Origin of the sequence: Actinokineospora terrae (assembly GCF_900111175.1) — a bacterium.
GTDB classification, from domain to species: domain Bacteria; phylum Actinomycetota; class Actinomycetes; order Mycobacteriales; family Pseudonocardiaceae; genus Actinokineospora; species Actinokineospora terrae.
In genome coordinates this window covers 160347-170653 of the sequence record NZ_FOGI01000016.1, presented here as the reverse complement: position 1 = coordinate 170653, position 10307 = coordinate 160347, and the positions used below count along the sequence as shown (strand labels likewise).

At 70.6% G+C, this 10307-nt stretch carries 12 protein-coding genes; 6 read left to right on the top strand and 6 right to left on the bottom strand.

Annotated elements, in window-relative coordinates:
• Both BMY07_RS36305 and BMY07_RS30515 read right to left on the bottom strand, forming a co-directional pair.
• Nucleotides 1-211: helix-turn-helix domain-containing protein (locus tag BMY07_RS36305; protein WP_425426373.1), on the bottom strand; the 211-nt coding region annotated here is incomplete at its 3' end.
• A 312-nt stretch (nucleotides 212-523) separates the two neighbouring features.
• On the bottom strand, nucleotides 524-1342 hold the full coding sequence (locus BMY07_RS30515) for an NUDIX hydrolase (RefSeq protein WP_092786214.1): 819 nt from the start codon (nucleotides 1340-1342) through the stop codon (nucleotides 524-526).
• A gap of 53 nt (nucleotides 1343-1395) precedes the next feature.
• Here BMY07_RS30515 and BMY07_RS30510 point away from each other — a divergent pair, with 53 nt between their 5' ends.
• Nucleotides 1396-2187 (top strand): MBL fold metallo-hydrolase, encoded by a 792-nt coding sequence (locus BMY07_RS30510; protein ID WP_092786212.1) that lies wholly within the window; start codon nucleotides 1396-1398, stop codon nucleotides 2185-2187.
• A 55-nt stretch (nucleotides 2188-2242) separates the two neighbouring features.
• Here BMY07_RS30510 and BMY07_RS30505 read toward each other — a convergent pair whose 3' ends face one another.
• Nucleotides 2243-4738: a penicillin-binding protein gene (locus BMY07_RS30505; protein ID WP_177215888.1), complete on the bottom strand. Its 2496-nt coding sequence runs from the start codon at nucleotides 4736-4738 to the stop codon at nucleotides 2243-2245.
• Between the two features lie 253 nt (nucleotides 4739-4991).
• Here BMY07_RS30505 and BMY07_RS30500 point away from each other — a divergent pair, with 253 nt between their 5' ends.
• On the top strand, nucleotides 4992-5306 hold the full coding sequence (locus BMY07_RS30500; protein ID WP_092786208.1) for a WhiB family transcriptional regulator: 315 nt from the start codon (nucleotides 4992-4994) through the stop codon (nucleotides 5304-5306).
• A 240-nt stretch (nucleotides 5307-5546) separates the two neighbouring features.
• On the opposite strand, the gene bagB is transcribed toward BMY07_RS30500, so the two are convergent.
• From bagB to BMY07_RS30485, 3 genes are all read right to left on the bottom strand, one after another.
• A complete protein-coding gene (gene bagB / locus BMY07_RS30495) occupies nucleotides 5547-6668 on the bottom strand; it encodes an ATPase BagB (protein ID WP_092786206.1) in 1122 nt (373 codons plus the stop codon).
• Nucleotides 6665-7669 (bottom strand): ATPase BagA, encoded by a 1005-nt coding sequence (gene bagA / locus BMY07_RS30490; RefSeq protein WP_092786204.1) that lies wholly within the window; start codon nucleotides 7667-7669, stop codon nucleotides 6665-6667. The genes bagB and bagA overlap by 4 nt, the downstream gene beginning before the upstream one ends.
• A gap of 65 nt (nucleotides 7670-7734) precedes the next feature.
• Nucleotides 7735-7983 (bottom strand): hypothetical protein, encoded by a 249-nt coding sequence (locus tag BMY07_RS30485; RefSeq protein ID WP_092786202.1) that lies wholly within the window; start codon nucleotides 7981-7983, stop codon nucleotides 7735-7737.
• A gap of 146 nt (nucleotides 7984-8129) precedes the next feature.
• Between BMY07_RS30485 and sp36 the strand changes: the two genes are divergently transcribed.
• From sp36 to BMY07_RS30465, 4 genes are read left to right on the top strand one after another with little or no spacing between them, the layout of a single operon-like run.
• Nucleotides 8130-8288, top strand: a complete 159-nt coding sequence (gene sp36 / locus BMY07_RS30480) for a Sp36 family protein (RefSeq protein ID WP_211346500.1) — start codon at nucleotides 8130-8132, stop codon at nucleotides 8286-8288.
• A complete protein-coding gene (locus tag BMY07_RS30475; RefSeq protein ID WP_092786198.1) occupies nucleotides 8288-8743 on the top strand; it encodes a RidA family protein in 456 nt (151 codons plus the stop codon). The genes sp36 and BMY07_RS30475 overlap by 1 nt, the downstream gene beginning before the upstream one ends.
• Nucleotides 8740-9330: a hypothetical protein gene (locus BMY07_RS30470; RefSeq protein ID WP_092786196.1), complete on the top strand. Its 591-nt coding sequence runs from the start codon at nucleotides 8740-8742 to the stop codon at nucleotides 9328-9330. Before BMY07_RS30475 ends, BMY07_RS30470 begins: the two co-directional genes overlap by 4 nt.
• 28 nt (nucleotides 9331-9358) lie before the next feature.
• On the top strand, nucleotides 9359-10267 hold the full coding sequence (locus BMY07_RS30465) for a hypothetical protein (RefSeq protein ID WP_092786194.1): 909 nt from the start codon (nucleotides 9359-9361) through the stop codon (nucleotides 10265-10267).
• The last annotated feature ends 40 nt before the right edge of the window (nucleotides 10268-10307 follow it).

Here is a 10307-nt window from a genome sequence, read left to right as displayed (position 1 = left end):
CTCGTTCCAGCTTCCGCGGTTTCGGCCTCGCCCGCATCACCCTCGCGCGCTTACGCGCCACCCACGCCCGATAAGCGACACGACCACCATTACGAGCCACCTCACGCGCGACCACCGAATGATGCCGCCCCAACACCCTCCCAATAAACCGGAAAGACCGCCCAGCCCGCAACTCCCGCGAGATCGTCTCCCGCTCGTCAAAACCCAACACCACACGACACGCCACCAAACACGATCTCCGATCACTCGACCACGAAGATCATCCCACACCGGCGCATCGACCAATTGAGGCCAAGGCCCCACACAAAACAAGTTCGCCCCATCGAGCAAAGCTCGAAACTCGCGCCCAGGCCAATGCCGAAGGCGAGGTCTACCCGTCGACGGCGAAGCCGAGCACGAGAGCCGCAGACCCCCAGCTCAAGATCAAACCCGCCACAGCACCCCCCGATATACAGCTTACCGGCGGGCACCGACAAACCAGCCAGAACGAGCAACAGCCCTGTGGATAACCCAAGGCCCGCATTCAGTCACCAGAAAGAACAGCCCGATGATGAGTGCCATCATGAACGATCTTGGGGGTGATCTTGGCGAGAGAGCGGGGAGTAGCCATGGCAACAGGAACAGAAGCGGCTTCCGCCAGCTCAGTGAGAGTCACCCAAGTAGGCGGCAACAGCAAGCGCTCCCCCGCCTTCCAGTCGGCAAGGGCGGCCGCAGGGGTTTGCCACGTGGCGTCCTCGGCCTCGGTGGTGGCGCCGTCGGGGTGTTGGCCGAGGGGGACGGCGGCGAGGAAGAAGCGGGTGTCGTAGCGGCGGGGTTCGGCTTCCGGGGTGACCCAGTTGGACCAGGGGCGCAGCAGGTCGGCGCGCAGGACCAGGCCGTGCGTGGCGAGGAACTCGGCGAAGGAGTACTTGCGGTCGACCAGGTCTTGGCGGGCCGAGTGGAACGGGCGGGTGTCGGAGATGACGTCGGTGCCGTCGGTGCCCGCGAGTAGGACGCCGGACTCCTCAAAGGTCTCCCGGACCGCCGCGCAGACCAGGGCCCTGGCGAGGGACTCGTCGCAGGTGAAGTGGGCGGCCCACCAGGCGGGGGGTTCGCCGTGCCAGCGGATGGTCGCGTCGGCGTCCCGCTTGTCGACGCCCCCGCCGGGGAAGACGGTCATGCCGCCCGCGAAGGCCATTCCCAGCACCCGGCGGAGCAGGAAGACCTCCAGGCCGTCTCCGCCGGTCGTGCCGTCGCGGACCAGCACCACCGTCGCGGCGTCGCGCGGGACGGCGGGCGGTCCCGGCAGTTCCGGTGAGACGAACCCGTCCGGTAGGACCAACTCCTCGGGCAACTCGTGCACGATCTGACCTTAACGGGCGACGCTGCCCGACCAGGACACGAACGGAGCGCCGAATGCCCCACCCCGCCTACGGTGTATCGCGCCAGGTGACGCCGTTCGCCACCGTGCTGCTGGAGGACAACCCCGGCCCGTTGACGCTGGACGGCACGAACACCTGGCTGCTGCGGGCCCCCGGCTCCACCCGGTCGGTCGTCGTCGACCCCGGCGAGGCCGACACCCCGCACCTGGAGCGGGTGCTGGCCGCGGCCGGGGAGATCGACGCCATCCTGATCACCCACCACCACCTCGACCACGTCGGCGGCGCCACCTGGCTCGCGGACCGCGCGAACGCGCCCATCAGGGCGTTCGACCCCACCCTGTGCCGCGACGACGCCCCGCTGCGCGACGGTGACGTCCTGCGGCTCGCCGGGCTCGACCTGGAGGTCCTGCACACCCCGGGCCACTCTGCCGACTCGATCTGCTTCGCGATCGACCACGCGGGTAGCTCCGCCGTGCTCACCGGCGACACCATCCTGGGCCGCGGCACGACCGTCATCTCACCCCCCGACGGCAAGCTCGGCGCCTACCTGGATGCGCTAAGAGCTCTCGCCGACCGCAAACCGGGCACGGCGGTGCTGCCTGGCCACGGTCCAGAGCTGCCAGATCTCGTCACAGTGGCCCAGGACTACCTCGCCCACCGCGAACAGCGCCTAGAGCAGATTCGGGCCGCTCTGGCGCAGATAGGCCCAACAGCGACCCCTCGCCAGATCGTCGAGGTCGTCTACGCGGACGTGGACCAGTCCCTCTGGGGCCCGGCCGAGTGGTCCGTGCAGGCGCAGCTGGAGTACCTGCGCGACCAGCCGTGAAACGACGGAGACCGCCGGGCCATCAGCGGCCGGGCGGTCTCCGGGTTCACACGGTCTAGGGCACCGGCGGGATGATCGTGAACGTCGGATCACCCGGCCTGCCCGGTCCTGGTCGACCTGGTTGCCCGCCGCCGTTGTCGCCGGGGATCGTCGGATCCGTGCCGCCCGGCGGCGGGATGGTCGGGTCGGTCGTGCGCGGCGGCGGCACGTACCCGGTGCTGACCTGCAGCGTGATCGTCTCGCCCGCCAGCGCGGCACCCCGGGGCGACTGCCCGACGACGGTGCCCTTCTTGCGCGCGTCGTTGCGGTCCTTGACGACGACCTTGTACCCCGCCTCCTGCAGGACCCTGGTCGCCTCCTCCTGGCTGAGGTTGATCACGTCGGGCACCTTGATCTCCGGGCCGCCGTCGACGTAGCGCGGGTCGATCGGGGGCAGCTCGGCCCGCGGCTGGCCCTCCATGTACTTCTTCATCATCGAGAACCAGGTGCGCGCGGGCACCTTGCCGCCGTAGATGTTGCCGCCGGTGCCGCACAGCCGCGGCGGGTCGTAGTCGCAGATGCCCTGCGGCTTGGGGCTGTCGTTGAAGGTCAGCACCGCCGCGGCGTACTGCGGGGTGGCGCCGATGAACCCGGCCGACTTGTGCTCCTGGGTGGTGCCGGTCTTGCCCATCATCGGCCGGTCCCAGCCGACCGCCTGCGCCGCGGCGCGCGACGTGCCGCCCGCCAGGGTGTCGTCCTTGGACAGGCCGGTGACCAGCGTGTTCGCCAACGGCTCCGCGATGGCCTGCTCGCAGGGCTGCTCGTTGACGTCGACCTTCTTGCCGTTGCGGTCGAGCACCTCCAGCAGCGGCGACGGCGGGCACCAGACACCGCCGCTGACCAGGGTGGCACCGACGTTGGCCAGTTCCAGGGTGCTGACCGGGCCGGGGCCGAGGGTGAACGACGCCTTGCCCGCGCTGTTGCCGCTGGGCTTGAAGAAGTCGCTCTGGCTGAGCCGGTACTCGGCCTCGGTGCGGCTGGGGTCCGGGTCGACGCCGCCCATGCTCGACGCCATGGTCTCGCGCAGGCCGAGCCTGCTGGCCATGTCGACGACCGGGGCCATCCCGATGCGCTCCTCCAGCTGCACGAACGCGGTGTTCGGCGAGGTCGCGAGCGCGTCGGTGAGCAGCATCTTGTCGCTGTAGTTGCCCGCGTTCTTCAGGCAGTACAACCGGGTGTCGCCGTCGTTGGGCGCCGGGGTGCGCGGGCAGGTCTTACCGCCGCCGGTGAAGACGTTGGAGGTGAAGGTGCCCGGCACGTCCACGATGTTGTTGATGCCGCCGCCCTTCTCCAGGTAGGCCGCGGCGGTGAAGATCTTGAAGATGGAGCCCGCGCCGAACTTGTTGGCGATCCGGCTCGGCAGGCCGTAGGTGGTCTGGCCCGCGCCCGCGTCGAGCCCGTAGTCGCGGTTGGCGACCAGCGCGAGCACTTGGTGGCGCTCCTTGCCGGGGGCGACGATGGCCATCGTGTTGGCGATGCCCGGCTGGGTCTTGGGCACCTCGGCCTCGGCCGCCTCCTTGGCCAACTGGGTGGCGCGGGCGTCGAAGCTGGTTTTGATCGTGTAGCCGCCGGTCTTGATCTGGTCGTCGGTGAACCCGAGCTTGGCCAGGTACTCGAACACGTACTGGCAGTAGAAGCCGTACTGCGGTCCGGCGCCGACGCAGTTCGCGGCGGGCTTCTTCGGGCTGGGCAGGATGCCCAGCGGCTCCTTCTTCGCCGCCTCGGCCGCGTCCTGCGACAGCTTCTGGTTCTCGACCATCTTGTCGATCACGAAGTTGCGCCGCTGCAGCGTCTCGGCGGGCTTGCGCCACGGGTTGTAGAGCACCGGGTTGTTCACCGCGCCTGCCAGCAGCGCCGCCTGGGCCACGGTCAGCTTGTCGGGGGTGGTGCCGAAGTACGCGCTGGCCGCGGCGCCGATGCCGTAGACCTCGTAGGCGAACTCGACCACGTTGAGGTAGCCGGTGAGGATCTCTTCCTTGCTCATCTTCTGCTCGAGCTGGATGGCGATCCGCGCCTCGCGCAGCTTGCGCGCGATGGTCTGCTCCTGGGCCTTGCTCTGCTCGGTCTTGTTGTCCCGGTTGACCACGTTGATCAGGTAGTTCTTGACGTACTGCTGGGTCAGCGTGGAGGCGCCCTGGGTGTCGCTGCCCGCCTGGTTGGAGATGGCGGCGCGGATGGTGCCCTTCCAGTCGACGCCGTGGTGCTCGTAGAAGCGGCGGTCCTCGACCGAGATCAGCGCGGCCTTCATCGTCGGCGAGATCTGCTCGGCGGTGACCGGGATGCGGTACTGGTCGTACAGGGAGGCGATCGGGGCGCCCGCGCTGTCGGTGATCGTGGTGATCAGCGGCTGCGGCGTGGACACCAGATCGGCCGACACGCTGTCGATGGTGTCGCTGGCCCGGTTCGAGGCCACTCCGAGGGCACCGACGACCGGGAACATCATCCCGGCCACCAACACCCCCGCGAGCAGGCAGAGACCGAGCAGTTTCAACAGGCTGTCTCCCACACGCACGGGGACCAGCGTACGCGTGACCCAGTCGGACCACCGTGAAACCGTCACGCGAAGTGCCGTTCGGACGACACCACCTGGCGTATTGACTTTCTGTAACGCCTGCGTCCATTGCCGTACTGGATGGAACCGGGACCCGGTAAAGTTCGTCAACGTCTCACGACAGCGCCGAACAGGTCCCGCAGGTGGAGCTGGAAGGCACCGGTACCGGGGGGTATCGGGTTTCAGGGTCGCGACGACGACAGGGGTGGGGGATATGCATCTCGAAACTCAAGCGCAGGCCGACTGGCGTGTCCGGGCCACGTGCCGGGACGAGGACCCCGACGGGCTCTTCGTCCGGGGTGCGGAGCAGCGCAAGGCCAAGATGGTCTGCATCGCGTGCCCGGTCCGCACCGAGTGCCTCTCCGAGGCGCTGGACAACCGGATCGAGTTCGGCGTGTGGGGCGGTATGACCGAGCGGGAGCGCAGAGCGCTGCTCCGCCGCAGGCCAGACGTGGGCTCGTGGCGGGAACTGCTCGACGACGCCCGCCGCAGGCACACCTACGACGACGTGGACGCCGCGGTCGGCTGAGCCGACCGCGGACCACCGCCGCGCCCGCCGCAGGCAGGTGCGGGGAGCCGTCCCGCCCGCCGAGGGGCCGACCCGACGCGGGCCGGTGGCCTACCCGCGACCGTTCGCCAAAGCGATCGTTGTGCGGTGCCGTCGAACAATTCACCGGACAGATCCTGGACAGTTCCGGTGGGGCGACCACCGGGGGGTTGTTGCCCCACCGGGGCAATTCCGCGAATCGCGGTCATATCCGGTCCGGAGTCAGGCACCCGCTAGTTGATCACCGATCTCGCGCAGCCCGGCGAGGTCGTGCACATCGGCGGCCAACGCGGGAACGTGCGCGAGAGCGACCGCCGGATGTGCTTTCGTGAAGCGGGCGATCAACCGGCGTTCCCGCTGCGCGAGCGCGACCCGGTCGGCGTGCAGGCGCAGCACGGCGGCGGCCAGCGGCGCGCCACCGGCGGCCTCCAGGTTCTCCGCCGCGCCCAGCGCCTTGGCCGCAGGCAGCTCCGCCAGCACCGGGTGGGTGCGGTTGACCACCAACCCGGCCAGCGGCATCTCCTCGTCGGCCAGCCGCTCGACGAAGTAGCTCGCCTCGCGCAGCGCGTCCGGCTCGGGGGCGGCGACCACGACGAACGCGGTCCCGCTCGAGCGCAGCAGCTCGTAAGTGCGGCGGGCCCGCTCGCGGAAGCCGCCGAACATGCCGTCGAAGGCCTGCACGAACGCCGAGGCGTCGGCCAGCAGCTGACCGCCGACGATGGTGGACACGGCCTTGGCGAACAGGCCGAACCCGGCGCTGACCACCTTGCGGATGCCCCAGCCGCTGGCCCGGGCAGGCGCGGTCAGCAGCTTGATCATCCGGCCGTCGAGCGCGGTGGAGAGCCGCTGCGGCGCGTCGAGGAAGTCCAGCGCGGAGCGCGAGGGCGGGGTGTCGACCACGATCAGGTCCCAGGTGCCGTCCGCGGCGAGCTGGCCGAGCTTCTCCATCGCCATGTACTCCTGGGTGCCGGAGAACGACGACGAGATGGTCCGGTAGAACGGGTTGGCCAGCACCTCCTCGGCCCGCTTCTCCCCCGCGTGCGCCAGCACCATGTCGTCGAACGTGCGGCGCATGTCCAGCATCATCGCGCTGAGCGACCCTTTGGGCTCGAAACCCGCGACGCTGACCGACCTCGGGACGTTGCCCAGCTCGGCTAGCCCCAGAGCCTGCGCGAGGCGCCGCGCCGGGTCGATCGTGAGCACGACGGTCGCGCGACCGCGCTCGGCAGCCCTGACCGCGATGGACGCGGCCGTGGTGGTCTTACCCACACCGCCGGAGCCGCAGCAGACGATGACGCGGGTGTCGGGGTCGTCGATGAGCGAGTCGACGTCGAGGGTGCTCATCGGACCCCCTGGTCGACCAAGACCTCGGCCAGTTCGTAGAGCGTGCCCACGTCGATGCCGTCCACCTGCTCCGGTAGCTCTACCGCTGGCAGGTCGATCTCGGCTAGCTGCTCACGGGCTCGCTGTTCTGCCTGTACGCGGATCGCGTGCTCCACGGTCTCCTCGACCAACCCGTCCAAGTCCGCCTCGGACAGCGCCAACCCGGCCGCTTGCAACCCAGCGCGCACTCTCGACGCGTCAACCCTGCCGTCCGCGGCAGCGGTAACCGACCGCGCGGGCAGGCGGGGTGGACGGACCCGGTTGAGCAAGATCGCGCCGGGGCGGAGATCGGCGCCGTCGAGCTCCTCGACCGCCTCGATGGTCTCGCGCACCGGCATCTCCTCCAGGAGGGTCACCAGGTGCACGGCGGTGTCACCGGAGTGCAGCAGCCGCACGACACCGTCGCTCTGGCCCTTGATCGGCCCGACCTTGGCCAGGTCGGCCATCGCCTTGGTGACGTCGAGGAACTTCACGATCCGGCCGGTCGGCGGGGCGTCGACCACCACCGCGTCGTAGACGTGCCGCCCGCTGTCGTCGGTGCGCGTCACGCACTCCTTGATCTTCCCGGTGAGCAGCACGTCGCGCAGGCCGGGCGCGAGCGTGGTGGCGAATTCGATGGCGCCCATCTTGCGCAGCGTGCGGCCCGCGAAGCCGAGGCTGTAGAACATCGACAGGTACTCCAGCAGCGCCGCCTCGACGTCCACGTGCAGCGCCCGCACCTCACCGCCGCCCGGCGCGGAGGCGACCTTCTCCTCGGAGTACGGCAGCGGCTGGGTGTCGAACAGCGCGGCGATGCCCTGCCTGCCCTCGACCTCCACCAGCAGCACCCGCTTGCCGCCGGTGGCCAGCGCCAGCGCCAGCGCGCCTGCCACGGTCGACTTGCCCGTGCCGCCCTTGCCGGTCACCACGTGCAGCCGGGCTCGCGCGATCTGCTCGGTCCAGCCGACTACGGGGGTGGTCACCGATTCAGCGTAAATGCCCGGTTGCCCCGAGCGCCCCCCGAGTACCGGGTGATCAGCACCGCTTCTCAGCCCACCAGCAGCAGCGCGGAGGTGACCACGCCGACCACGATCACCGCGCCCCAGGCGACCCCGGCCGGGAGCACGGTGACGGTCAACACACACAGCAGCACCAGCGCGGTGAAGGCGACCGCGCCGGAGATGGCGACCGTCCCCGACCGCCCGCTGCGGTCGCGCACCTTGGCCATCGTCAGCAGCACCAGCACCAGGCCGCCGCCCCCGAGCAGCGCGGTGGCGATGATCCGCCAGGACTCCATGGTCGAACCGTACCGACCGGCGCCGGGGCGGTGGGTTCCACAGGTCGACGCGGGGTTCCACAAAGGCCGCCACCGACTAGGGTGAGCCCCGATCTGGTCGCTCGACCGGGTCGTCCGCGACGAGGTGAGGAACGGCGTTGGCTGAGTTGACCAAGTGGGAGTACGCCACCGTCCCGCTGCTGATCCACGCGACCAAGCAGATCCTCGACCAGTGGGGCGAGGACGGCTGGGAGCTGGTCTCCGTGCTGCCCGGCCCGACCGGCGAGCAGCTGGTCGCCTACCTCAAGCGCCCGAGGGGTGCCTGATGACCTGGAGCGCGCGACTGGCCGAGCTCGGCGTCGAACTCCCCCCGGTGGTGGCCCCCATCGGGTCGTACGTGCCCGCCATCAAGGCCGGGTCGCTGGTCTACACCGCCGGTCAGCTGCCGGTCGTCAACGGTGAGGTGATCGCGACCGGCAAGGTCGGCGCCGAGGTGAGCCCCGAGGAAGCCCAGCAGCTGGCCAAGCTCGCCGCCCTCAACGCACTCGCCGCCGTGCACGACCTGGTCGGCGTGGACGCCGTGGTGCGCGTGGTCAAGGTCGTCGGCTACGTCGCCTCCGCGGAGGGCTTCACCGGCCAGCCCGTGGTGCTCAACGGCGCGTCCGACTTCCTCGGCGAGGTCTTCGGTGACGCGGGCGCCCACGTGCGCTCCGCGGTCGGGGTGAGCGAGCTGCCGCGCGGCGTGCCCGTGGAGGTCGAGCTGGTGGTGGAGGTCGCGTGAGCGCGCACGAACTGCTCCTGCGGCTCGCCGGGCGGCTCAGCGACCGCCAGCTGTGGCGCTTCCGCGACTGGCTGGCCGCCGACGCCGTCGACGCGGTGGCCAGGGCGCTGCCGCTGACCCTGCTGCGCGAGCGGGTGGCGATCACCCCCGAGGAGTACCGGCTCGCGGTCAACGCCCTGATGAGCAACGGCGCGGACGCCGAGAAGCTCAACGCGCTCGCGTGGGTGGACGAAATCGCCGAACTCGACTACACCTTCTCCGCAGAGTCGCCCGAATGGGTGAGCATGGGTGACTCGGTGGCCGTGGTGCTCAGCGCGATGCTGCGCGGTCGACCCGAGGTGGTCGAGGCGCGGTCGAGCTGGCGCCGGGGCCGCACGGCCGGGTCGGTGGCGCGGGTGGTGCTGGTCACCACGACCGGGGACGCGCCGAGGCTGACCGGGGAGCTGCAGCGGGTGCTGCGCGCCCTGGGCACCTACGAGCCCGCCGTGGAGGTGCTGCCCAGCGGCACCGAGCTCCCCGGGTACCACCGGGCCGCCTTGGCGGCCTCGGAACCGCTGGTCGCCGAGGGCCACCTGGTTCCCAGCTAGGCGCTGCACGAGTGGGAGGGGTCAGAACGTGACGCAGGTCTCGCCAGGCAAGGGTTCGTGGGCGGGGGTGGCCCTGCCGATCCGGGTGCACGACCTCCTGCTCGTCTTCGCGGGCAGGCTCGACGACGACGCGCTCGCCGACGCCAGGGAGCTGCTGGCCTCCGCCGAGGTCGACCGCGCCCTCGAGCTGATCGCGGGCTGCCTGGTCGCCGGTCCGGTCGGGGTCGGCAAGGGCGAGCGCGACGAGCTGCTGTCGCTGTTCGCCGCCGCCAACGCCGACCCGACCGTGGTCGAGCGGCTGCGCCTGGTCGAGCCGGAGATGATGACCCGGCACCGGTTCGCCGCGGGCAAGGTCGACGGCATCGGCGCGGAGCAGGGGGTGTCCGACGCCATCAACCGGGTGCTCGACGCGCTGCCCGACATCCGCGCCGTGTGGGCCGTGTGGCGGCTCACCCCGGCCGGTGCCGCCACCGGGGCCGTCCCGCACCGGGTGATCCTCATCGGCGTCGGGCCCACCGGGTCGGCCGCCGCCACCGCGTACCGGGTCGAGCACGCGCTGCGCCGCGCCGGGCTCACCGCGTCGGTCGAGGTGCTGCGCGACGGCACCGAGCCGACCGACTACCACCACACCGCGATGCGCTACGCCACCGAGGTCCAGGTGCCCCGGACGCCGCCCGCGGTCGTGGCGAAGGTCGTGAAGAAGCCGGAGCCGTGGGTCACCGAGGAGCCGGTCGACGACTCCCTCAACGACCAGGAACTCGGCCTGCTGCGGCAGCTGCAGGAGGAACTGGCCCGCCGGGAGCAGACCGACCCGGCCCAGCCGGACTGGCACGGCGAGCTCGGGGCCGCGGAGGGCCAGTCGTTCGACTGGCACGAGGCCAACAGCTCGACCATGGTCAACGGGATGCCGTTGCAGCCACCGGACAACCGGAACTAGTCGTTCGTGGTCAGGGCAGGCACCTCAGGCGCCTGCCCTG

Coding starts and splice junctions, on each gene's coding strand:
- BMY07_RS30475 (WP_092786198.1), top strand. CDS start 8,288: ATGACCTGGAGCGCGCGACTGGCCGAGCTCGGCGTCGAACTCCCCCCG.
- BMY07_RS30500 (WP_092786208.1), top strand. CDS start 4,992: ATGCATCTCGAAACTCAAGCGCAGGCCGACTGGCGTGTCCGGGCCACG.
- bagB (WP_092786206.1), bottom strand. CDS start 6,668: ATGAGCACCCTCGACGTCGACTCGCTCATCGACGACCCCGACACCCGC.
- BMY07_RS30485 (WP_092786202.1), bottom strand. CDS start 7,983: ATGGAGTCCTGGCGGATCATCGCCACCGCGCTGCTCGGGGGCGGCGGC.
- BMY07_RS30510 (WP_092786212.1), top strand. CDS start 1,396: ATGCCCCACCCCGCCTACGGTGTATCGCGCCAGGTGACGCCGTTCGCC.